23 protein-coding genes and 4 pseudogenes are annotated in these 20,890 nt (G+C 63.4%); 22 read left to right on the forward strand and 5 right to left on the reverse strand.

Annotation, left to right across the window (positions count from 1 at the left end; genetic code table 11):
* Positions 1 to 93: 93 nt before the first annotated feature.
* From DFS13_RS35695 to DFS13_RS35710, 4 genes and pseudogenes are all read right to left on the reverse strand, one after another.
* Positions 94 to 315 (reverse strand): annotated as a pseudogene (locus DFS13_RS35695) (IS66 family transposase); the annotation flags it as partial.
* Between the two features lie 31 nt (positions 316 to 346).
* Positions 347 to 697 (reverse strand): IS66 family insertion sequence element accessory protein TnpB, encoded by a 351-nt coding sequence (tnpB, locus tag DFS13_RS35700; protein ID WP_027810102.1) that lies wholly within the window; start codon positions 695 to 697, stop codon positions 347 to 349.
* The gene (locus tag DFS13_RS35705; RefSeq protein ID WP_027810101.1) at positions 673 to 1,149 is read right to left on the reverse strand and encodes a transposase; all 477 of its coding nucleotides are present in this window, start codon (positions 1,147 to 1,149) and stop codon (positions 673 to 675) included. Before DFS13_RS35705 ends, tnpB begins: the two co-directional genes overlap by 25 nt.
* Before the next feature lie 53 nt (positions 1,150 to 1,202).
* Positions 1,203 to 2,261 (reverse strand): annotated as a pseudogene (locus tag DFS13_RS35710) (IS4 family transposase); the annotation flags it as partial.
* Between the two features lie 113 nt (positions 2,262 to 2,374).
* On the opposite strand from DFS13_RS35710, the gene DFS13_RS35715 reads away from it, so the two are divergent.
* The 13 genes and pseudogenes from DFS13_RS35715 to DFS13_RS35785 form a co-directional block, all read left to right on the forward strand.
* Positions 2,375 to 2,746, forward strand: coding sequence for a creatininase family protein (locus tag DFS13_RS35715; RefSeq protein WP_306172480.1), 372 nt, complete (start codon positions 2,375 to 2,377; stop codon positions 2,744 to 2,746).
* Positions 2,747 to 2,847: 101 nt separating this feature from the next.
* On the forward strand, positions 2,848 to 3,336 hold the full coding sequence (locus DFS13_RS35720) for a DUF411 domain-containing protein (RefSeq protein WP_077186796.1): 489 nt from the start codon (positions 2,848 to 2,850) through the stop codon (positions 3,334 to 3,336).
* Between the two features lie 353 nt (positions 3,337 to 3,689).
* Positions 3,690 to 4,000: pseudogene (locus tag DFS13_RS35725) on the forward strand (integrase); the annotation flags it as partial.
* Positions 4,001 to 5,287: 1,287 nt separating this feature from the next.
* A complete protein-coding gene (locus tag DFS13_RS35740) occupies positions 5,288 to 5,623 on the forward strand; it encodes a helix-turn-helix transcriptional regulator (RefSeq protein ID WP_027810097.1) in 336 nt (111 codons plus the stop codon).
* Positions 5,620 to 6,099 (forward strand): ArsI/CadI family heavy metal resistance metalloenzyme, encoded by a 480-nt coding sequence (locus tag DFS13_RS35745; protein WP_027810096.1) that lies wholly within the window; start codon positions 5,620 to 5,622, stop codon positions 6,097 to 6,099. Before DFS13_RS35740 ends, DFS13_RS35745 begins: the two co-directional genes overlap by 4 nt.
* A 9-nt stretch (positions 6,100 to 6,108) precedes the next feature.
* On the forward strand, positions 6,109 to 6,603 hold the full coding sequence (locus DFS13_RS35750; RefSeq protein ID WP_027810095.1) for an arsenate reductase ArsC: 495 nt from the start codon (positions 6,109 to 6,111) through the stop codon (positions 6,601 to 6,603).
* Positions 6,604 to 6,619: 16 nt separating this feature from the next.
* A complete protein-coding gene (locus DFS13_RS35755; RefSeq protein ID WP_027810094.1) occupies positions 6,620 to 7,114 on the forward strand; it encodes an arsenate reductase ArsC in 495 nt (164 codons plus the stop codon).
* 64 nt (positions 7,115 to 7,178) lie between these two features.
* Positions 7,179 to 8,252 (forward strand): ACR3 family arsenite efflux transporter, encoded by a 1,074-nt coding sequence (gene arsB, locus DFS13_RS35760; protein ID WP_027810093.1) that lies wholly within the window; start codon positions 7,179 to 7,181, stop codon positions 8,250 to 8,252.
* Position 8,253: 1 nt separating this feature from the next.
* Positions 8,254 to 9,486, forward strand: coding sequence for an MFS transporter (locus DFS13_RS35765; RefSeq protein ID WP_027810092.1), 1,233 nt, complete (start codon positions 8,254 to 8,256; stop codon positions 9,484 to 9,486).
* A complete protein-coding gene (gene arsC, locus DFS13_RS35770) occupies positions 9,483 to 9,905 on the forward strand; it encodes an arsenate reductase (glutaredoxin) (RefSeq protein WP_027810091.1) in 423 nt (140 codons plus the stop codon). The genes DFS13_RS35765 and arsC overlap by 4 nt, the downstream gene beginning before the upstream one ends.
* Positions 9,883 to 10,620 carry an arsenical resistance protein ArsH gene (gene arsH, locus DFS13_RS35775; protein ID WP_077186795.1) on the forward strand — a complete coding sequence of 246 codons (738 nt, stop codon included), beginning with the start codon at positions 9,883 to 9,885 and terminating at the stop codon, positions 10,618 to 10,620. The genes arsC and arsH overlap by 23 nt, the downstream gene beginning before the upstream one ends.
* A gap of 126 nt (positions 10,621 to 10,746) precedes the next feature.
* Positions 10,747 to 11,175: an arsenic resistance N-acetyltransferase ArsN2 gene (arsN2, locus tag DFS13_RS35780; protein WP_027810089.1), complete on the forward strand. Its 429-nt coding sequence runs from the start codon at positions 10,747 to 10,749 to the stop codon at positions 11,173 to 11,175.
* A 186-nt stretch (positions 11,176 to 11,361) separates the two neighbouring features.
* Positions 11,362 to 11,571: pseudogene (locus DFS13_RS35785) on the forward strand (DUF4158 domain-containing protein); the annotation flags it as partial.
* Positions 11,572 to 12,160: 589 nt separating this feature from the next.
* On the opposite strand, the gene DFS13_RS35790 reads toward DFS13_RS35785, so the two are convergent.
* On the reverse strand, positions 12,161 to 12,625 hold the full coding sequence (locus DFS13_RS35790; protein ID WP_027810088.1) for a hypothetical protein: 465 nt from the start codon (positions 12,623 to 12,625) through the stop codon (positions 12,161 to 12,163).
* A 665-nt stretch (positions 12,626 to 13,290) separates the two neighbouring features.
* On the opposite strand from DFS13_RS35790, the gene DFS13_RS35795 reads away from it, so the two are divergent.
* From DFS13_RS35795 to DFS13_RS35830, 9 genes are all read left to right on the forward strand, one after another.
* Positions 13,291 to 14,118, forward strand: a complete 828-nt coding sequence (locus DFS13_RS35795) for a DUF932 domain-containing protein (RefSeq protein WP_027810087.1) — start codon at positions 13,291 to 13,293, stop codon at positions 14,116 to 14,118.
* 73 nt (positions 14,119 to 14,191) lie between these two features.
* Positions 14,192 to 14,857 carry an LPD29 domain-containing protein gene (locus tag DFS13_RS35800; protein ID WP_027810086.1) on the forward strand — a complete coding sequence of 222 codons (666 nt, stop codon included), beginning with the start codon at positions 14,192 to 14,194 and terminating at the stop codon, positions 14,855 to 14,857.
* Between the two features lie 23 nt (positions 14,858 to 14,880).
* Positions 14,881 to 15,162: a hypothetical protein gene (locus tag DFS13_RS35805; RefSeq protein ID WP_034175683.1), complete on the forward strand. Its 282-nt coding sequence runs from the start codon at positions 14,881 to 14,883 to the stop codon at positions 15,160 to 15,162.
* A gap of 111 nt (positions 15,163 to 15,273) precedes the next feature.
* Entirely contained in the window at positions 15,274 to 15,735 is a 462-nt protein-coding gene (locus tag DFS13_RS35810; protein ID WP_027810084.1) for a hypothetical protein, read from the forward strand.
* Between the two features lie 460 nt (positions 15,736 to 16,195).
* Positions 16,196 to 16,849 (forward strand): DNA methyltransferase, encoded by a 654-nt coding sequence (locus tag DFS13_RS35815; protein ID WP_027810083.1) that lies wholly within the window; start codon positions 16,196 to 16,198, stop codon positions 16,847 to 16,849.
* Positions 16,850 to 16,872: 23 nt separating this feature from the next.
* Positions 16,873 to 17,379, forward strand: coding sequence for a hypothetical protein (locus tag DFS13_RS35820; protein WP_027810082.1), 507 nt, complete (start codon positions 16,873 to 16,875; stop codon positions 17,377 to 17,379).
* A gap of 49 nt (positions 17,380 to 17,428) precedes the next feature.
* On the forward strand, positions 17,429 to 17,596 hold the full coding sequence (locus DFS13_RS40475) for a hypothetical protein (protein WP_165581456.1): 168 nt from the start codon (positions 17,429 to 17,431) through the stop codon (positions 17,594 to 17,596).
* A 52-nt stretch (positions 17,597 to 17,648) separates the two neighbouring features.
* Positions 17,649 to 17,837, forward strand: coding sequence for a DUF6900 domain-containing protein (locus DFS13_RS35825; protein ID WP_027810081.1), 189 nt, complete (start codon positions 17,649 to 17,651; stop codon positions 17,835 to 17,837).
* A 699-nt stretch (positions 17,838 to 18,536) separates the two neighbouring features.
* On the forward strand, positions 18,537 to 20,666 hold the full coding sequence (locus DFS13_RS35830) for a ParB/RepB/Spo0J family partition protein (RefSeq protein WP_039350079.1): 2,130 nt from the start codon (positions 18,537 to 18,539) through the stop codon (positions 20,664 to 20,666).
* Positions 20,667 to 20,890: the final 224 nt, after the last annotated feature.

The raw sequence follows: 20,890 nt of genomic DNA on the forward strand, positions 1-20,890 counted from the left end.
TTACGCCGCCCTTGGACTGGCGCCTATGTGCCGCCCCTCAAGTGGCGCCCTTATGCCGACCCCGCATTGGCTCCATAGCGCCGCCCCGTGACAGGCAGTCGCCGCCAATGCCTCTGCTTCGTTGAACAGGCCGAGCTGGTCGGCATGGCGCGCCTCGCTCGATGCACCGAACAGTTCGTGCTTGTAGGCCCGCAGCTTCTCTTCGGCCAGATCGCGCTGGGCCGTCACGAGTCGAAGCTCACCGCGCAGCGCATCGCGTTCGGCGAGCAGTGCCTGGTATTCCTCAACACTCGGCATGACGGGGCTGTTCGGCATGGCCGATTAGACCATGTCACCCGCGCGGTGTTCAGCTCATCCGCGCGTAATATCGCTGGGGATGCTTCTGGATCACGGCCAGGTCGATGCCGTCGAGCAGCCAGTGCAATTGCTCGGCGCTGAGCGTGATTGTGTCGCCTCCGTTCGGCCAGATGAAGCGATCGGCTTCGAGTCGCTTGAGCAGCAACCAGAAGCCGTTGCCGCCCCAGCCGAGAATCTTGATTCGATCGCGCCGGCGGTTGCCGAAGACGAACAGCGCCGAGGTCATCGGGTTCAGGCGCATCGCCTGTTCGACCAGGATCGACAGTCCGTTGATGCCCATGCGGAAGTCGACTGGATCGCGATGCAGATAAACCTTCAGCCCTTCGTCGAACCGGAACATGGCAGCCTCCCGAGCATTTGCACAACGGCCGTCAGTTCATCGAAGTTCGCCGGGCCCAATTCTAAGGAAACGCCGTTTGGCAGGTGCACATTCAGTGAGAATGCCGCAGCCAATTTAGTCGGAGTGGGAGCAACCGCGGAGGTGACGACCTGCATAAAGGCTGATTCCTCATGCACGGAAGCCGCCGGCAGCTCGACGCGAGCCTCTCGTGACGGCTCCGTCACGGAGCTGACTATCTCGCCCGCGGCTTGTTCGCGCTGATACTTGGAAATCCACGTCCGAACGAGGTTTGGATTGACGTCGTGCTCCATGGCCGTCCGCGCGATCGACACCCCGGGCTTCAGACACGCCTGTATCAATTCGCGCTTTGCATCCTCGTCGTACTTACGCCGTCCGTCTCGCTTGCGATCGACCACCAATCGGCTCTGCAAACCTCCGCGTTGCTCGTTCATGCACACCTGTCCACGCTCATTGAACATGGACACGTAGCCTCGGTGAATCAGCCTCGCCGTGCAATGGCGTCAATCAAAGAGCGCTTACGCTCAAGTCGCTCAATCGTGCCCAACTGCAGTTCTTCGACCTGACAGCCGTTCTTCAGAACGTTGAACAGGATTTCGATTTCCCATCTGGCCCGATACCACTCGATCAATTCCGTCGCTTCATCCAGCGTGGTCGCCGTACGGTTAGTCAGCAAGCGCCATTCGATCGGCTTCACACCGGCTGGTGCGTCAAACTCGCGCGCGACCAGGCACGTTGCAGCGACGCTTTTGCCCTTGCTCGCAGGCAACTGCACGCGCCGCAGCCACAGGCGCTGGCGCACCGTGCGCGCTTTCACACCTTGGCGCGCGGCCATCGGGAAGGCGATTTCGCCCACCGCTTCGTCGTGCGTGGCGTACTCCCACAACTTATCGCCTTCGGGCAGGCTGCGGTTATGCGCGGCACGTACCAGCCAGTCGGCCGGGTTGCCCAACGCGTCGGCGCGCTCCATCAACGCCATCAAATCCGCTTCGCGGTCGGCCACATACAGCAGACGGGTCGAGGACATATCCGGCGCCATCTCGGCGATGCGCTCGTAGCCTTCGATCCAACGCAAACTTTCCTTCGGGCCACCACGTCGGCCCGAGTCGTCCTTCTTCTCGCGGGCCCACATCCATACGTCAAGGATGCCCAACGGCTCGCGCTGCGGCGTCACCGCATAGGTCGGATGAACAAACATCCCGCGCTGCGCCTCATACGTCAGCGGCCCCAATCCGAGCGCATCCTGACCATTGAAATCAAGCTCGGTGGTGTCTTGAAGACAGAGCACAACCTGATGCGTTTGCATCCGCTTTTGCGTCTGCTGCCAATGCGGCTCCAGAATCGCATGCCACTGGACCTTCTCGTTATCGAAGAAGCGGTACGCCGCTATCGTTTCGCCCCAACCGTGACATGCCTGCGGCACGCTGGCCGTCGGGTCCGCCGCCATCCTTTCCATCAAAAGCCTCGCTCGCTTGTTCAGGCGCGCGTCGCCAAGGTCCAGTTGCTCGAATTCCGTTTGTGTCCAGGGCGTCGATTCGGTGACCAAGGCATCCGCTCAAAAGCGGAGAGTAGACGCGATCCGCCGACAGTTTACAAGCGCCGCTCTATGTCATTGAAAGTAAACGGGCTTCGTCGCCGTCGCCGAACAACGAGGACGTTGTGTATAACGACATGCCCTGGACGGGGTCACGCGCGCGTGCGTTCGTCCCATCAGAATATTATGCGTCGAGTTTTGACGGCTACGCGCAGATTTTGCGCGAGCGTCGCGTGCGAAGCGACGAGATCGGTACGCACGCCGGACTCGCGGACACATCATTGCAACTGGCGGTTGTTCCGCAAATGGTGCGTGTCGAAGAACTGCGCAACGCGGCTAAACCCGGGGTTGCGGATGGAGTCTATGGCGGCGACCCGCGTCACGCAAGCTCGGAGTTCGGGCAGCTCGGCGTTGAAGCAATTGTCGCCCACACCGTCAAGGCGATCAACACCCAACCTGGGCGCTACTCCCTTGGGGACACTGGTAATATCCGCTAATGCCATGCAACAGTACAGTACGCTCAATACTTGGCAAGTTGATCATGTCCGGTACTGGATAGTTTCCGCCGATATACCCATTCAATTAAGGAGGAGTTTGTATGAAAAAGCCTTTGAAGGTCGGATCGATTTCACACGCAAGGCGATCAGTCGTGGCCGGGTTGGCACTTTTGCCCGTCATAGCGTTTTCGCAGGAGACTGCTGGCAAGCCTGTCGTGCAAGTATGGAAGACACCAACCTGCGGTTGCTGCGAAGACTGGGTATCACATCTCAAGAACAACGGCTTCAAGGTGGCCGTGCAAAATGTCGACGATACAGTCGAGGCAAGACGTAAAGCAGGCATGCCTGATCGCTACGCTTCGTGCCATACGGGTATCGTGCAGGGATATGCTATCGAAGGACATGTTCCGGCTCGTGAAATCAAGCGCCTTCTGCGCGAGCGACCGAAAGCAATCGGATTGGCTGTACCTTCCATGCCGATTGGGGCTCCTGGTATGGACGGGCCGGCATATAACGGACGCCACTTGCCGTACAACGTCATGTTGGTGAGTCGCGATGGACAAACCAGCATATTCCAATCGTACAGATGAGATGCCGTGCCTCTGCGGCCGCGGATGCTATCACTGGTGGAATCGATTCGCCTGATTGATAGTCGATGGCGGTAAAATCCGCGCTTTTCGGGCGGCCCCAAGGTGTAGCGATGCGGCTTGGTGATTAGTGTGATCGCAACTAATCGTTCGTCGCGATCCGATTAAGTTTTGGGGCGAGCACGTAGAAAACCATCGGATAGATTAGTACGAGCCGTCGATCGCGCGCTCAGAGAATAGCGAAGCGCCCACTCTCGAAGCGGTGCGCAACGGCGATCGTGACGCGCGATGCCGTCACGGACGAATCCCGAGCCGAGGCCTTTGGCGCGGCAACGCAGCCGGCGACTGCCTGAACGATGGCCGACCGTTCCCTGCAGCAGCTGGCACAGATGCCGTTGCGCAGCTACAGCCGTACCGAATTCACAGCTTTGCGCGCGCGCGTTCAAGGCCTGGCGATCGAGATGATCGAGCGGCTGTCCTTCGATCGCGATGCGGATGAGCGGGCCGACGTCGCGCAGCGCTGCGTACGATGCGCGACGACTTGGTCGCGGCTGCGCTGCGCGACGGTTCGCCGGTGCTGAAGTCGCAGCTGCAGGCGACGATAGAGAAATGCGGTGAGGCGCGCCTGACGCTGATGTCGCTGCAGATGATCGAGCAGGTGGCCGGAACGCATTCCGACGTCGAGGTACAGGAGCGTCGACTTCATGCCGAAAGCCCGCACCAGGCAACGGCCGCCTTCAGGCGGTCGTTGGTATCTGGCGCGCGATCTGGTGAATAAGTATGGCGGGTGGCCGACAGTATGGGACGTTTCCGGGACTGAAGCCGAAGTTCTCGACGCGCTTGAGCGTTACCTTAAAATGTGCAAAATGTCGACGTTAGTATCTGTTATGTAAAATCATTCGGATTGCTATCAAATAAGGTGAGCGCCAATGGAATTGGAACCTCGGAGCATTCTCGCGCCCGGAACAGGTCTGCTAGAGATCTTGGGATGCGGGATTGCTTGGATCGCCGTTGTCGCAGCACTTATCTATCTTTTCGGAAGGTTGAATAAGACTGCGGGGGTAACTGCGGGGATTGTCGGTATGGTCGGCGGCTGCGCGATACTGATCCTGCACTTCATACAGTGATACGTTGAGAATCGCGCAACGTCCAATATGCTGTATTACCCGCCGGACGCAGCAAGCAACCGCTTTTTGCTTCCGACGGCCGTTGAATAGGGAGCACTGACGATGTCGTTACTAGCCGGATGGTTTTTCGAGGGAGCGATGCTGCGCCACACGCCGTCGCTCACGGACCTTGCTGTTTGGGAAATCGCGTCCGGGGGAAGTTCGAAATCGCCGGCAACGCGCGAGCAACCAGACGGGCTCCAAATGACAAGGAGGCGCACGCTCGCAGTTGCTGTCAATGGTCGGAACATGATCCTCCGAGGTGACCTCGATCGTCTCCCCGGGCAGGGGGAGTCCGTCCGCATGCTGGGCCTCCTCTATGCACGCCCGGACAGCGCGGCGGCCGAATTCGGAGGAACGAGGTGGTACGAGATCCGCCGTGACGGCGATTCGTACCGTGCTACCCCGACTTAAGACGCAGGCGACTTGGCCTCTAGAGTTGCAGTACCGTTCGTCGCACAACTACTGACGGACGCTCACCAGCGCCCCCTAATCCGCCCTATCGATGTCCACGCCGGCTACGTTAGAGTCGGCTTCGACCACGAGCTCCCGATGAAGGCCTCCCCTTGATTTTCGTGCGCTTTACCGGTGTTGCGCGCGGTAGGCCTGGTAAGGGTCTGCGGCCAGGCCCTTAAATAATGTTCAGCGAATTCAAGGGCTTCCTGATCGTCGCTTCATCTATTCTCCAGAGGGCTCCGTCCACGACTCTGGGTGCGCCGCTGGCTCTGGAGATCAGCAAGCGGACGAAATTCTTGCCTCTAATTCGATATTTCGACTAATATGGAATCATGGAAACGAACCAAACTATTGCCGCCCTTGCGGCGCTTGCCCACGAGTCCCGGCTCGCCGTCTTCCGCGCCCTCGTACAGGCCGGGCCGGAAGGCATGCCGGCCGGGCAGATTGCAACACTGCTGGACGTGCCGCCGTCGTCGCTCTCCTTTCATCTGAAGGAGCTGGCGCATGCACAGCTTGTCACCAGCCGGCAGGAAGGTCGCTTCGTTTTCTATTGCGCGAACTTCGCCACGATGAACAGCCTGCTGGCCTATCTCACGGAGAACTGTTGCGGCGGCAATCCCTGCTCGCCAGTTGGTGCATGTTCTCCATCCAAGGAGCAACAATCATGAAGCGCTTTCACGTGCACCTCAGCGTGCCGAATCTCGCTGACAGCATCCATTTCTATTCGGCGCTGTTCGCCGCCGAACCGACCGTCGTCAAGACCGACTATGCGAAGTGGATGCTCGACGATCCCCGTGTCAACTTTGCGATCTCGCAGCGCGGCGCTGCGGCCGGCCTCGATCACCTCGGCGTACAGGTCGAAAACGATGCCGAGCTGGCCGAAATGCACGAGCGTCTCAGCGACGCCGCACTGCCCCTCGACGAACAAACGGGTACGACGTGTTGCTACGCGCGCTCCGACAAGTACTGGACGGTGGACCCGCAAGGCATTGCATGGGAGACGTACCAGACGCTCGGGAACGTCCCGACCTATGGCGAATCCCGTAATGCGCAGCCGGCCGAATCGAATGCCGACACTGCCGCTTGCTGTACTCCTGCGCGCGGCAATCCGACCGGCGCGGCCGTGAAATCTGCCTGCTGCTGAGGTCCAACCATGAGCGACAAGCGCTACAACGTGCTGTTCATCTGCACCGGCAATTCCGCACGATCGATCCTGTCGGAGGGGCTACTGAACCAGCTCGGCGACGGGCGTTTCGTTGCCTACTCCGCCGGCAGTCATCCGAAAGGCGAGGTGAACCCGTTCGCACTGCGCGAGCTGGCACGGTGGCACTTGTCGACCGAAGGGTATCGAAGCAAGAGCTGGGACGAATTCGCCGCGCCAGACGCGCCCGCGCTCGACTTCGTTTTCACTGTGTGCGACAAGGCCGCCGGCGAAGTCTGCCCGATCTGGCCCGGTCAACCGGTTACCGCACATTGGGGCGTGCCCGACCCGGCCGATGTCGAGGGCTCCGATGAACAGAAGCAGCAGGCCATGCACGACGCCGCGCTGACGCTGAAGCGTCGGATCGACCTGCTGCTGTCATTGCCGCTCACCAAACTCGATAACGTCGCACTGGAGAAATCGGTGCGCGATATCGGCCAACAGTAAATCCGGATGTTTTGACATGACTACGAACGTACTGATCCTCTGCACCCACAACTCGGCGCGCAGCGTGCTGTCGGAAGGGATGCTCAATCATTGGGCCGCGAAGCTCGGCAAGGATGTACGCGCGTACAGCGCAGGTAGCGCGCCGAGCGGTCGCCTCAATCCGTTCGCGCTGGAAGCGCTGACGAACGCCGGCGTCGACGTCGACGGCTATCGCAGCAAAAGCTGGGACGAATTCGTCGGCGACGGCGTACCGGAAATGCGCGTCGTCATCACCGTGTGCGACAGCGCGGCGGCGGAAACCTGCCCATACTGGCCCGGCAGCCCGGTCAAAGTCCATTGGGGCTACGCCGATCCGTCGAATGCGACGGGCGGTGACGAAGGCAAGCGCCTCGCGTTCGAACTCACACGTCAGGCGATCGGCTACCGCATGCTGCAGTTGCTGGCGCTACCGCTTGACCGCATGAGCAATGCCGAACTCCAGACGGCGTTGACTGAGATCTCGCAAACCTGATCATTCGCGCGGCGGTCTGCCGAAACTAGCGGCCGCCAACGACTTCGAGACTGAACCCTGTCCAATGAACACGTCCAACATCGCCCCGCCCGGCAAGGCCGTCGCAAAGCCCTCCATCAACTTCTTCGAACGGTACCTGACCGTCTGGGTCGCGCTGTGTATCGTCGCCGGCATCGCGCTCGGCCAGGTGCTTCCCGGCCTGTTCCAGCAGATCGGCCGGATGGAGTACGCGCAGGTGAACCTCCCGGTCGGACTGCTGATCTGGGTGATGATCATCCCGATGCTGGTCAAGGTCGACTTCGGCGCATTGCACGAAGTGCGTCAGCACGTCAAAGGCATCGGCGTCACGCTCATCGTAAACTGGCTGGTCAAGCCGTTCTCGATGGCATTCCTCGGCTGGCTGTTCATCCGCCACCTGTTCGCGCCGATGCTGCCGGCGGATCAGCTCGACAGCTACATCGCCGGCCTGATCCTGCTCGCTGCGGCGCCGTGCACGGCGATGGTGTTCGTATGGAGCCGGCTGACCGGCGGTGATCCGCTGTTCACGCTGTCCCAAGTTGCTTTGAACGACAGCATCATGGTGATCGCGTTCGCGCCGCTGGTAGGGCTGCTGCTCGGCATGTCCGCGATCACGGTGCCGTGGGCGACGCTGCTTACGTCGGTCGTGCTCTACATCGTCATTCCGGTGATCCTCGCGCAGGTCTGGCGCAAGGTGTTGCTCGCGAAAGGACAGGCGGCGTTCGATGCCGCGATGGCGAAGATCGGCCCGTGGTCGATCTCCGCACTGCTGGCCACGCTGGTGCTGCTGTTCGCGTTCCAGGGCGAAGCGATCCTGAAGCAACCGCTGGTGATCGCGCTGCTCGCTGTGCCGATCCTGATTCAGGTGTTCTTCAATTCGGCGCTCGCGTACTGGCTCAATCGTGCGATCGGCGAAAAGCACAACATTGCATGCCCGTCGGCGCTGATCGGCGCGTCGAACTTCTTCGAGCTGGCGGTCGCGGCCGCGATCAGCCTGTTCGGTTTCCATTCCGGTGCGGCGCTGGCCACCGTCGTCGGTGTGCTGATCGAAGTACCGGTCATGCTTCTGGTGGTGCGCATCGTGAACCAGTCGAAGGGCTGGTACGAGTGCCGGACCTGACATGTCCAACAGGACGCCCCGTCCGCGCGCTTGGCTGACGCCCTCGCTCGGGCTGACGCAGATCATCGGGTGGGGTTCGATGTTCTACGCGTACGGCGTCCTGATGCAGCCTATGCAGGACGAGCTGGGGCTGTCGAAACCGATTGTCGTTGGTGCTTACTCGGTGGCGCTACTGATCTCCGGGCTGTGCTCCACGTCGGCTGGCGCCATCATCGATCGCATGGGTGGGCGCTTGCTGATGGCAACCGGATCGCTACTTGCGGCGCTCATGCTTGCTTGCCTGTCACGCGTGCATGGCGTTGTAGGGCTGTATCTCGCATGGGCCGGCATTGGCGTCGCAATGAGCGCGACGCTGTATCAGCCCGCGTTCGCGGTCATTACGCAGGCGTTCGGCACCAACTATCGCCGGGCCATCACGCATCTGACCTTGTTCGGCGGCTTCGCCAGCGCGGTTTTCTGGCCGCTGACGCAAACCCTGTTGCAGCATGCCGGGTGGCGAGAGACATGGCTTCTCTATGCCGTGGCGAACCTGCTGGTCTGCCTACCCATTCACGCCACCTTACCGAAGCGCGGCAAGGCAACGCACGGGGTTGCAGCGGCGCGCACGGAAGATCCGGCTACCAACCTCATCGCTGTCCTGCGCGAGCCGGCTTTCTATCTGGTGACGGCAGCGGTCACGCTCAATGCGCTGGTGTTCGCCGCGATGTCGCTGCACATGATCCCGGTCTTGCAGGCACACGGCATTTCCGCCGCGAACGCGGCATGGGTGGGTGCGTTGGTTGGGCCGATGCAGGTTCTTGGTCGCGTGCTCGAGACGACGATCGGCAAACGCGCCAGCACGCGCCACGTCGGCATGGCAGCGATCTCCCTGTTGCCGTTGTCGTTGATCCTGCTCTTTGCATCGGGTGACTGGCTACCGTTGTACGTCGTATTCGCCGCACTGTATGGCATCAGCAACGGCATCATGACCATCGTCCGCGGAGCGCTGCCGGCGGAACTGTACGGGCGAGCTGCGTACGGGGCGATCAGCGGGGCAATGGCGACCCCGGTACAGATCGCTATCGCAGCAGGCCCGTTCGTCGCGTCACTTCTGTATGCCGCCGGGAACGGCTATCCCGGCACGCTATTGGCCTTGGCCGGTATTGGCTCGGCGGGCGCGATTCTGTTCCGCTTCGCGATCGCGCAAATCCGGCAGCAAGCCATCGACCTATCAAACAAAGGAACCTCTACATGAGCGACATCACGATTTACCACAACCCCGACTGCGGCACGTCGCGTAACACGCTGGCCCTGATCCGCAACAGCGGCGAGGAGCCCGTCGTGATCGAGTACCTCAAGACGCCGCCGTCGCGGGAAACGTTGATCAAGCTGCTGGCCGACGCGGGCCTGACCGTGCGCGAGGTGCTGCGCGAGAAGGGCACGCCTTATGCGGAACTCGGCCTTGGCGATCCGAAGTGGACCGATGAGGAGTTGCTCGATTTCATCGGGCAGAATCCGATTTTGATGAACCGGGCCATCGTGGTCACGCCGATTGGCACGAAGCTTTGCCGGCCGTCGGAAGCCGTCCTAGACATTCTGCCGAACCCGCAGAAGGGACCGTTCACCAAGGAAGACGGAGAGGTCGTGATCGATGCGGAGGGCAAGCGTGTCTGAGCATCTGAATGACCTGCCGCAGCTCGACGCTACACTGTTTCGCGTGCCGGACGCCGCTCAACTTCGGCCGGCGACGCCGTCGACTCATCCGCCCCGGCTCTTGCTTTTATACGGCTCGTTTCGCGAGCGTTCGTTCAGCCGCCTGCTGGTCGAGGAAGCCGAGCGCTTGCTCACCGCGATGGGTGCCGAGGTCCACGTGTTCAATCCGAGCGGCCTGCCGCTGCCCGATGATGCGCCCGAGAGCCACCCGAAGGTGGTCGAGCTGCGCGAGCTGGTGATGTGGGCGGAAGGGATGGTCTGGTGCTCGCCGGAACGGCACGGCGCGATGACCGGGATCATGAAGTCGCAGATCGACTGGATTCCGCTGTCGGTCGGCGCCGTGCGGCCGACGCAGGGCAAAACGCTCGCGGTGATGCAGGTCAGCGGCGGCTCGCAGTCGTTCAACGCGGTGAATCAGATGCGCGTGCTGGGCCGCTGGATGCGCATGCTGACCATCCCGAACCAGTCGTCGGTCGCGAAGGCGTTTGCTGAATTCGACGAGGCTGGGCGGATGAAGCCTTCGGCGTATTACGATCGGGTTGTCGACGTGATGGAGGAACTGGTCAAATTAACCTTGCTCACGCGCGACGTCGGTCCCTACCTGGTCGATCGGTACAGCGAACGCAAGGAAAGCGCCGAGGAACTGTCTAAGCGCGTGAATCAACGCAGTATCTGACATGCCAAAATGCCGTGACCGCGGGAATTCGCCGCGGCTTGCCGGCCGCATGAACGTCGTTAGAGCCCGAAGCATTGTCAATCGCATCCGAACACCCGATGCCGTCACCACCTGAGGACCGACACCATGCAACTTCGTGCAGCCGCCGTATCCGATCTGGTCTCAATCGAGACACTCCTGCGCGTGTCCAACTTGCCGACCGCCGGCGCGGCGGAACACCTAACGAACTTCGTTGTGGTGGTGAATTCCCAGGGCCTTGTCGCATGCGGCGGCATCGAATTCCACGGCAACTTCGCGCTGATCCGTTCAATCGCGGTCGCGGAACAGGCGCGAGGAGCCGGTGTGGGAAAGGCGATTGTTTCGCGATTGCTCGCGCAATGCCGCAGCCGTGCAGTCGAAGCGGTTGCCTTGCTCACGACGACGGCCGAGGACTACTTCGCAAAGGAAGGTTTCATGCGCGTCGCGCGCAACGACGTGCCTCATCTCTTGCTGGCATCCAGCCAGTTCCAGGGCGTGTGTCCGGGATCTGCTACGGTCATGTTGAAAGTGCTCTAACCCCCAATAAATACTCTTGACCTTCCGATCGTGGGAACCTCCATCACAAGAAGCGATGGAGCTGCGCTTCGCTCAGGTTCGCTTCTCTGAACATCTTGCACGATTGTCATATTTCGGTTTGCGATTGCCCGCCGAATAATTTCTCGCTACGCTGCACAGTCCGTTTTTCGCGCGGGAGTGCGGGCGATGGACCACGGACAGTTGGCGTATCTCGGCATGCGGCATTTCCCGCAAGAGCTCTCTGAGTTCGAGCTCAACATATTCTTCACGTTCTCCGCTCGCGAGCGAGCGCTGATCGATGGGCGCCGCTCGCATCTCTACCGGCTGGCAGTTGCCTTGCATCTGGGTTTCGTGCGGATGACGGGGCGCACCCTCGACGCCTACAAGCAGGTGCCCTAGCGGGGCGATCATGCTTGACTCCGAGGGACGCGGACTAGGTTCCCGCGCGCGGTGGCCAGCTTGTAGTCGCCGATGCAGCCAGACCGTCCAGGGAGCGCACTGCGATCTCTCGAACGTCGATCACTCGAATCAGATTGTCCGTCCCACCTTCTCGCGCGCGGCGGCCGGTGCCGCCGAAACACTGTATATACATCAGGGGGCTGGGGCGAGCGCAACATCCGGTCGAAATTGCAGCGGTGTCAGCCGAGCCTGGATCCGGTGGCAAGGTGCCGCGCGGGCGGCCGGCCGTACGATCGACCCTCCCGCATCCGCTCAAGTCGCTCGAGCGCCTCGACGAACACCGCCAGCGGCTCGCGCCCAACTGGTCCCCGTGCCACGTGATCAGCGCGGCGACGACCTCGTCTGCTCGATCCTCAATGGACCTTGGTCGTCTTACTGAAGGCGCGGGCAAGCCGCGCGATCCAGCGTCGCCATCCCGGCAAATGCGCGATCTGAGCTTCTGCCCGGCGTGTCGGGATTCGCGTGCGCCCGCTGTCTTTGACGATACGGTGTGGACGCATGGGTCGAATTCTCGCGTGGAACGTGTTCATTGTTCGGCCAGCTGCTCGAGCTCGTCGCATTCGCCGAAGAAATCTTGCTGTCCGGGAAGCGGCGCCGGCGGCCGGCGCACAGCGCGCGGCCGCGGATGGCCGGAACGCTTCAGTGTACGCGCGATCGCCTGCAGCTGCGCCCAGACACGGTCTGCCTCGGCGGCCGACATGGTGTCGGCCGCGACTTCGAGTGCACCGACGAGCGATTCCAGTTGCGCAGGCGCCGAGGCCAGCATCGCACGCGCCTCCGTGCGCGCCTGGCCTTCCCGGTAGACCGAGAGCCAGCGTGCGAGCCCTTCGCGTTCGTCGGGAGTTAGTGCCGCGAGCAGCTCGGGCGGTATCGGCTCGTCGGCGCGAAACGTGCCGAGCACATGTTCGCGCCGACGTCCCCTTGCACGCGGTTGCTTGGGAGGCTCGACGCGCAGCACCTTGATGAGGTTTCCCTGTTCTCGAATGAGCATCGACTCGTCTTAGATTTCACACGATCACGCCGAAGGATAGCGCAACCGCGTGTCGCGAACGACCGCGACACGCGGCACACACCTCACCAGTCTTGCGGCCGCGGCCGCAAGACGGGGCGCTCGCCGCGCGGCGAGCCGGTGCCGTCTCAACTATCCGCATTCCGCCAGTCCCCTGAGCTCGCCGTCCCAAACGCGACCGTAGCCCACCGTCGTTCGCATTCAAGGGTCCGCTCCGCCGGCCGCAGCACCCGTTCGGTGCTCGCCCTTCGGGCTGCGCTCCGCGTGCGGCTTTGCGACCGCCCTTGAACACGCCCGCCGGCAGGCTCCTTCAGTCGCGGGACGACGAACTCAGGGGACTGGCGGCAGCAGTTCTGCCGAAGTCCAGGCAGCACCGGCACAACCCCTACGTGGGGACTCGGAATCTTGGGTCCCGGTCGGCCTGAAGAGCAAACCAACCGCAGATGGAGGTCACGATGGAAACGAACCGATTGCACCATTGGATAGGAGTCCTGCACTGTGCGTACATGGAATACACGTACACGCCCTGGGATGGACGGAACTACTACCGGCGCACCGTCGCTTACGACCACGTCGTCTGGTGTTGACGGACGCCAGCGAATTCCTGAACGACTCGCATCGAACCTGAATCTTCACTGGAGAAAACCATGCAACTCGCAACCAAGTTTGGCAGTAACGCCCCGATCCTTCGCTCGAACACGCCGCTCTCCGATGACCAGATTCGTGAGGTCGCGCCGTCGATTTTCGCCGGGGACAAGCACGACTCACGGTCGGACCGATACACGTACATTCCGACCATCGAGATCCTCACGAAGCTTCGCGCAGAAGGGTTCCAGCCCTTCATGGTTTGTCAGACCCGCGTGCGCGTCGCCGCGAAGCGCGAGCATACGAAGCACATGCTCCGACTGCGGCACGCGTCGCAGGTCGCGTCGCCGGAAACCCCGGAAATCATCCTCCTCAACAGCCACGATGGGTCGAGCAGCTACCAGATGCTGGCCGGTTACTTCCGGTTCGTCTGCCAGAACGGTCTCGTATTCGGCGACACGACGCACGACATCCGGGTGCCGCACAAAGGCGACGTCGTCGACCACGTCGTCGACGGCGCGCACGAGGTGCTCGACGGGTTCGACCTGATCCGCGAATGCAAGAGCGAGATGGAAGCCGCGCAGCTTGATGAAGGCGAGCAACAGGCGTTCGCGCGGTCGGTGCTGGCTCTCCGGTACGACGTGACCGAAGCGCCCGCGCCGATCACCGAGGATCAGCTGCTTCGCGCGCGTCGTACCGAAGACAACCGCCCCGACCTCTGGACCACGTTCCAGCGCGTGCAGGAGAACGTGATCAAGGGCGGGGTGCGTGGTCGCTCGGCCACCGGCCGTCGGATGTCGACACGCGGTGTGACCGGTATCGATCAGGATCTCCGCCTGAATCGCGCCATGTGGGTGCTCGCCGAAGAGATGCGCAAGTTGAAGGGCTAACCCGAACGCGCCGGCGGCCGCCGCCGGCGCCCTCGCCTCACGTTGTCCCGTACACCATCATTCGAGGTTCAACATGTTCCATCACATTGCAGATCGCCGTACCCAAATCTCCGAGTCCGTCCGCGCGCGGGGCAGCCGGGATTCCGCAACCGCGCCCGCGGTGCTGGCCGACGTGCTGACGCTTGTCGAGACCGCGCAGTTGGTGCAGACCGTGTTGCGTGAAGGTTTCCCCGCGACGTCGTTCGCAGTGCGCGTCGCAAAGAACGAACGCGGCACGCAGCTGACCATCGACTGGACCGATGGCCCGCGAGACGTCCAGGTCGCGCGCCTTGTGATGCCGCTGCAGGCCACCCGTCTGGCCGACGGCGGCAGGCTCGAGCGGGTCGAACACTTCATGTTGACGTCCAGCGGCCGGCGGACGGTCCGCCTCGCCGCAGATCGGATCGCGCTGTCGCGACAATTCAGCGATCGCGCGGTTGAGCGTGTGCTCACGCGGCTCGCGTCGCGCTACGGCGATCGGCTGGCGCCGGACGTGCGCGCCTCGATGACGGTCGACGGATATCGCGCGGGCGACCTGCAGCTGCTCGAGGTGATCGGCGTGCATCGGGCGGGCAGCGTTCGCTCGGGATCTAACGTGCAGATGGACGTCGCCGCAATGCTTGCCGAGACGTCCGACGTGCATGGCTTTCCCCGTTCGGCCACGGCCGCGCGTCTATTCGTGCGCCGCGATGTCCACTGACCGGAGTGACCAAGGAGCGAAACATGACAGCGATCGAAACTGCAGCAATTGAAGCGGCCCGCGCGTATGGCCTTCAGCTGCGCACCGTACCGGATTGGAACGACGAGGACGGGAGCGAGTGGGCTCGTGCGCGCAAGGCTGGCCGCGAGCAGCTCCTGACGGCCTTGGCCGCCCTGAGCGACGCAGATGCATTGCACGTCATTCTGGAGAACCCTGGCATCGAGCCAGACGGCGAGACCCCGTTCGAGCTCATGAAAGTTTACGAGGTGCAGGCGTGGCGGGAGCGTCCCGACAGTTCCCGATGAGCTGACGCCGATCGTCGCGCACATGGTGATGATGGATGGTGCGCGATCTCACATTTTGCGGGCAGCCAGCCGCCGTGGTTCGGCTGCCTCGAGCACGACCAGGACGACCCAATGAATCAACTTTTCCTGAAGATGCCCAATCTGCATCGCGTCATCGACCGTGCGCACGCCGATCTGATTGCGCGCGGCGCGGCGATCGCCGCTGAATGTGGTCTAGCGCCTTGCGGGCCAGCGGGCTGGTCCAACGGCCTGCGCGACGCCGATCGTATCGCTCTGGTCGTATACCAGCCGAGGCACGGCGGCGGAGAACGGTATGGCGTGACACGATTCTTTGACGGCCAGTACGCGTCGGCCGACTGCGTGCTGCCCGAGCATGCCACGCGTGCCCTTTTGGCCGCTACGCGTGCAGAATTCGAGCGCATCTGTGCGGCCGACGCCACGCGACGTGCGGACATTCGGCTCGACGCGAGCGTTGAAGACCCGGATGGTGCATCGATCGAGCTGCTCGCGAGCGACGTCGACGTGCAGCGTCGAGATGTGCGCCTCGAGGCGCAGCAACTGGCGCTGTTCTGACGCTGCCGTACCTTAACCTGCTCGGCCGTCGTACGGGCAAGTTTGCGCGGCGGCCGCTCTCGCGGCCGCGCTGACGGAATCGCGATCGCGCCGCGCGATCGGAGATCGCCGCGGCGCTCATGACCGGGACGCAGCACCGTCGGTCCGCTACGTCCTGCAGGTCCATCCCCTTCCGTCGGCATTCCACAGCCGTCGACCTTTCAACCCGGAGCCCACGTTCGCCCGCCGTGTCCTGGCGGACGGACCGCTGCGCCGTGCGCGACGAATGTCGCACGGCGCCCCGCTCCTGCAAGGGGCTTTCGCGGCATATCCTCGCGCGCTTCGCGCACTCCGGTATTCCACGGTCCCCTTGCCCGCCATTCCCCTGCGGGCGCTCGCCAGCTCCGGGTAGCACGGTTTGCGAGCCAGATCGTTCTGGCTGTGCTCCGGCTGCCCCTATCTCAACTCTATGGAGCTGACCGTGAGCTATTTGTACAACGGCGACTGCCTGGTCGCCATGCCCAAACTCGCCCCCGAATCCGTCGACTGTATCGTGACGGACCCGCCTTACCTCGTGAATTTCCGCGATCGGAGCGGTCGCTCGATCGCGAACGACGTGAACGGCGACTGGCTGGCGCCGGCGTTCGCCGAAATGTTCCGCGTCCTGAAACGCGATGCCGTGTGCATTTCGTTCTACGGCTGGAACAAGGTCGACCTGTTTTTCGACGCCTGGAAGGCCGCCGGCTTTCGCGTGGCCGGCCACTTCGTCTTCACGAAATCCTACGCGTCCAAGGCCGGCCTGGTGAAGTACCAACACGAATCCGCCTACCTGCTCGCCAAGGGGCGGCCCGTGGCGCCGGCGGCGCCGATCGCCGACGTCATGCCGTTTCCGTACAGCGGCAATCGCCACCATCCGACCGAAAAGCCGGTCGCCGCGCTGCGCACACTCATTTCCGCTTTTACGCAGCCCGGCGACGTCGTACTGGATCCGTTCGCCGGCTCCGGCTCGACGTGCGTTGCCGCCCGCGAGCTCGGGCGCCGGTATATCGGCATCGAACTGGACGCGACCTACTTTGCGGCCGCCAAGGCGCGCCTGACGGCGCCCGTCGCCGGCGCCGCGTTGGCCGCCGCCTAAGACCCGAACAGAGGACATTCATCATGCAACTGATCGTTTCAGCCTATTCCGGTCTCGAGCAGCTCGACCATCCCCGCACGAACGAAAACGGCGACCCTGTCGACGTGTTTTGCGTCCGCCTCGACGCCGCGGCGCGGTTCCCGCACCGCGCCAGCGACCTGGACATGGCGCGTATCTACCGCTACCGGAATTCGTTCGAGTTCAGCGCCGGCACCTACGTCATGCACGACATCTTCCGCGAGCGCCTGGCCGAGCTCGCCGATTACCCGGCGATCTCGATCGGCGCCGCGCGGATCTGCCATACGAACGGCGCCATCGCGGCAAAGGACGGCCCGTTCAAGGAACTGATCGATTTCTCGATCACGTCGGGAACGATCGGCACTCGGACTTCCGCAAAGCTGGCCGACGATTTCAGTCAGTTCCTTGGGGCAATCGACGCCGATTGCGATCACCTGTTCGCCGAACTGTACCGAAATTGGTATTTCGCCTTCTGCCTGGCCGAGAACTGCGGCGCTGTGCAGCTTTCTTGACCACACGAGCGCCGGCCGCGCGCTGCGGCCGGCGCAACTGGAGAACAGCATGCCCCGATATTTGATTGATGCAATTTTGGCCGCGATCGCTGCAAACGCCTTCGGTCCCGAGATCTCGGACGTATGGGATTCCGATACGGAAATCGAAGTCCTGCCGACGTCGTTGCGTTACGCGATGCTGGAAGCGTTCCAGGCCGGCCAGTGCGCGCGGCGATAAATCCACTCGCCGGCCCCGGCTTTGCCCGGGGCCGGCCTTTCCAGAGAAACCCATGAACAAAGGCGAATTCGAAATGTTGCTGTTTGCGATCGCGCGTATCCATCTGAACATCGACACGCTTGAAACGCGTTACAGCGACCGGCTGGATTTCCACGATTGTGCCGTCTGGTGTATCCGTGCCGCATTGACCGCGGCGTACGACGCTGGCGTTATTGACGGGCGCCGAAACGCTTCGAAGTGACTCGCGGCGGCCGGCGCGCGCCTGGCGCCGGCGGTGTTCGCCGCTCGACCATGTTCCACCGCCGGCGTGGGCCCGCGGGCCCGGCCGGCGCCTGGAACGCGGAAAGCCGATTCCGTACCGCGAGATGTTCCACTGATCCGGGGCGGCCCACCCCGCCCGCATCGAGCGGCCGGCGCGGGCGGGGACTGCTCGCCCCAGCTGGCCGCGGTGGATCTTCACCGTTCCCAATATCCAGCCGGCGCGCGGCACCTTGCGCGCCCGGCTGCGCCAGGCACGCAAGCCGCAGGCACCCGCGCGCCAGAGAAACGGGCTGTCCGCTCCTGGGGCTCGGCCGCCACCGGCGTCCGGCCCCGGCGCTGGCCGCCCCGTCAGCCACGCGGCGAGCCGCGCGGAGTTCGCGCTCGGGCCGCGCGTGCGGCCCCGCGCCGGCGATGTCCGGGTCTCGGCAGCCGTCCCCGCGTTCCAGCCTCTCCCGTCGGCGCATCAGCTGCCATCGGGCCGCCTCATCCCGACGCATAGTGCGGCCCGCCGTCACCGCAAGGGTTCGCGTTGCCGCGCGCGGCGCCCGGTCGCCGGGCCTGGCGGCCGCGGCGCTGCGGCCTTGCTCGCGCCCTTGCAGTGCCTGCGCGTCCGCACTCCCCATGCGTCGAGGCGGCTCCGAATGGCAGCTTTTTCCACCCCGACGTAAAGGAGGCTTTTATGAACGCAGTGACCACCGAGATCCCGGCCCTCGCCCACGATGCGGGCGTTCCCCCCGCACCCCCCGAGGCTCACCGAACGGCAGACGAGCTGCGCGACATTCCGCTTAAACGGCTCGTCGCGTCCCCCTACAACGTGCGGCGCGTGCCGCCCACCGGCATCAAGGAACTCGCCCTCAATATCTGGAAAGTCGGTCTGCTCCAGAACCTGATCGTCCATCCAATGAAGGTCGGCGCGCGGAGGGCGCAGACGTTCGGCGCGGCCGCTGGCGAACGCCGCCGCCTCGCGCTCATCTACCTGTTCGAACACGACTACATCCCCGCCGACCACCCGGTGCGCTGCCGGGTCGTGCCGGTCGAGGACGCAGTGCTGCTGTCGGCAACCGAGAACGAAATGCGCGAGCCGATGCACCCGGCCGACGCATGCGACGCTTACCGGATTCTGGTCGAATCCGGTCGATCGATCGAGGAAATCGCGGACCTGTACGGCGTGCATCCGAAAACTGTGCAGCGCCGCCTCAAGCTCGCACGCGTCTCTCCGAAGCTGGTCGACCTGTTCCGCACCGGTGAAATCAAGCTCGATCAAATGCAGGCGCTCGCGCTGTCGGACAGTCACGACGAGCAAGAGGCCGCGTGGTTCGACGCCGAGCCGTACAACCGCGACGCGCACGCGATCCGCCGCCGCTTCGTGCGCGACGAACAGTCGTTCGTGAGCAACCGCGTCGCGAAATTCGTAGGCGTCGAGGCGTTCGAAGCGGCTGGCGGTGCCGTGCGACGCGACCTGTTCTCCGCAGCCGAGGATGCGTGGTATCGCGATCATGCGCTGATGCTGCGCCTCGCGACCGAGCAACTGGAAGCGCTCGGCGCGTCGGTGCTGGCCGAAGGCTGGGCGTGGGTGAAAGCCATGCCGGAACGCGACCATGCCACCCGGTCGCAGTTCCGCCCGGTGCTGCCGCGTCGAACGGAACCCACCGATGAGGTGGAGAAAGAACTGACAGCGATCGATCAGCGGCTGGCCGAACTCGCCCAATTTTGGGATGCCGACGAGAGAGACGACGAAGTCGCCGAGCGCGTCGAGGCGGAAGAAGAAGCGTTGACCGTGCGTCGTGACGAAATCGAAGAGTCCCTGCTCGTCTACCATCCCGACGACATGGCGCAGGCTGGGGCGCTTCTCTCGCTCGATGCTGACGGCGAGCCCGTGATCGAGCGCGGACTCGTTACGCGTGAGCCGGTTGCAGCCGCGACGACCGAAAGTGGCGAGAATGGTGACGACGATGACGACGACTCGTCAGATGGTCAGCCCGCGCGCGTCGCCGTGTCGGCTGTGAAGCCCGTGAAGGGGCCGCACTCCGAACGGCTGGCGCTGCGTCTGAACGCGCATCGCACGGCGGCCGTTGCCGCCGCCCTCGCGCAGCAGCCGCACGTCGCGCTCGCCGCGCTCGTGCACCGGCTGCTGGCGGGCGAGTACGGCCACAGTACCGAAGGCAGCGCGCTGGACGTGACGTTCCGCGACCACTCCCACACCCTGACGAAGCATGCGCCGGAACTGGACGACGACCTTGCGTTCACCATGCGCCGAGAGCAACGCCGGGTTTGGGGAGGCGTAATCCCCCACGACAGCGACGCGCTGCTGCGCTGGCTGATCGAGCAGACCGACGAGCGCCTGCAGCTGATCCTCGCGCAGTACGTCGCGGCGAGCGTGGACAGCGTGCGCCCGGACGAGCGGCCGCACGCGATCAACGCGCTGATCCCGGCGCTCGGGCTGAATCTCGCGGATGCGTGGCAACCGACGAAGGCGGGATATTTCGACCATGTTTCGAAGGATCGGATCGTGGACGTCGTGAGCGCGGCCGTGTCGCCTTCCGATGCGATGCGCGTGGCGAAGCTCAAGAAGGGGGACGCGGCGACAGAGGCCGAACGGCTGATCGGGGGGCGCGGCTGGTTGCCTGAGCATTTCGCGAAGGCCGAAGTCGTGCGGGTGAAGCTGTGGGACGTTCCGGCGAAGGCGTCGGATGCCGAGGCGAGCGCTGAGGAAGCGGAGCCCGACGCCCGTGCTCTGGCCGTGTCGGCCGACGACGTGCGCGACGATGCCGCTGTAGCGGAAGGCAAAGGCATGCCGCCGCGAGATTGACCGGATCGACGCCAGCGGGTGCGTTACGCCCGCTGGCGCAGTGTGCCGGTCAGTGTCCTTCGGCGGGCCGTCCGCAGCATGATGATCTACTCCCGAAAGTTCTCACTTTTCGATTCTCTGCCGCTCCCGTAAAGGATCACCTTTCCGATGCTGCGCATGCGCGCCCGTCGCTGTGGCGCATGCGCTGGCGGCACTTTCCTGACTCGCTGCTGGGGCGTCTCCCT

The sequence above is a fragment of the Burkholderia sp. 28_3 genome (assembly GCF_003253915.1).
Classification (GTDB): Bacteria; Pseudomonadota; Gammaproteobacteria; order Burkholderiales; family Burkholderiaceae; genus Burkholderia; species Burkholderia cenocepacia.

Excerpts from the sequence above, each read along its gene's own strand:
- tnpB (WP_027810102.1), bottom strand. The coding sequence starts at position 697 with ATGTTCCGGTTCGACGAAGGGCTGAAGGTTTATCTGCATCGCGATCCA.
- DFS13_RS35705 (WP_027810101.1), bottom strand. The coding sequence starts at position 1,149 with ATGAACGAGCAACGCGGAGGTTTGCAGAGCCGATTGGTGGTCGATCGC.
- DFS13_RS35720 (WP_077186796.1), top strand. The coding sequence starts at position 2,848 with ATGAAAAAGCCTTTGAAGGTCGGATCGATTTCACACGCAAGGCGATCA.
- DFS13_RS35740 (WP_027810097.1), top strand. The coding sequence starts at position 5,288 with ATGGAAACGAACCAAACTATTGCCGCCCTTGCGGCGCTTGCCCACGAG.
- DFS13_RS35745 (WP_027810096.1), top strand. The coding sequence starts at position 5,620 with ATGAAGCGCTTTCACGTGCACCTCAGCGTGCCGAATCTCGCTGACAGC.
- DFS13_RS35750 (WP_027810095.1), top strand. The coding sequence starts at position 6,109 with ATGAGCGACAAGCGCTACAACGTGCTGTTCATCTGCACCGGCAATTCC.
- DFS13_RS35755 (WP_027810094.1), top strand. The coding sequence starts at position 6,620 with ATGACTACGAACGTACTGATCCTCTGCACCCACAACTCGGCGCGCAGC.
- arsB (WP_027810093.1), top strand. The coding sequence starts at position 7,179 with ATGAACACGTCCAACATCGCCCCGCCCGGCAAGGCCGTCGCAAAGCCC.
- DFS13_RS35765 (WP_027810092.1), top strand. The coding sequence starts at position 8,254 with ATGTCCAACAGGACGCCCCGTCCGCGCGCTTGGCTGACGCCCTCGCTC.
- arsC (WP_027810091.1), top strand. The coding sequence starts at position 9,483 with ATGAGCGACATCACGATTTACCACAACCCCGACTGCGGCACGTCGCGT.
- arsH (WP_077186795.1), top strand. The coding sequence starts at position 9,883 with ATGCGGAGGGCAAGCGTGTCTGAGCATCTGAATGACCTGCCGCAGCTC.
- arsN2 (WP_027810089.1), top strand. The coding sequence starts at position 10,747 with ATGCAACTTCGTGCAGCCGCCGTATCCGATCTGGTCTCAATCGAGACA.
- DFS13_RS35790 (WP_027810088.1), bottom strand. The coding sequence starts at position 12,625 with ATGCTCATTCGAGAACAGGGAAACCTCATCAAGGTGCTGCGCGTCGAG.
- DFS13_RS35795 (WP_027810087.1), top strand. The coding sequence starts at position 13,291 with ATGCAACTCGCAACCAAGTTTGGCAGTAACGCCCCGATCCTTCGCTCG.
- DFS13_RS35800 (WP_027810086.1), top strand. The coding sequence starts at position 14,192 with ATGTTCCATCACATTGCAGATCGCCGTACCCAAATCTCCGAGTCCGTC.
- DFS13_RS35805 (WP_034175683.1), top strand. The coding sequence starts at position 14,881 with ATGACAGCGATCGAAACTGCAGCAATTGAAGCGGCCCGCGCGTATGGC.
- DFS13_RS35810 (WP_027810084.1), top strand. The coding sequence starts at position 15,274 with ATGAATCAACTTTTCCTGAAGATGCCCAATCTGCATCGCGTCATCGAC.
- DFS13_RS35820 (WP_027810082.1), top strand. The coding sequence starts at position 16,873 with ATGCAACTGATCGTTTCAGCCTATTCCGGTCTCGAGCAGCTCGACCAT.
- DFS13_RS40475 (WP_165581456.1), top strand. The coding sequence starts at position 17,429 with ATGCCCCGATATTTGATTGATGCAATTTTGGCCGCGATCGCTGCAAAC.
- DFS13_RS35825 (WP_027810081.1), top strand. The coding sequence starts at position 17,649 with ATGAACAAAGGCGAATTCGAAATGTTGCTGTTTGCGATCGCGCGTATC.
- DFS13_RS35830 (WP_039350079.1), top strand. The coding sequence starts at position 18,537 with ATGAACGCAGTGACCACCGAGATCCCGGCCCTCGCCCACGATGCGGGC.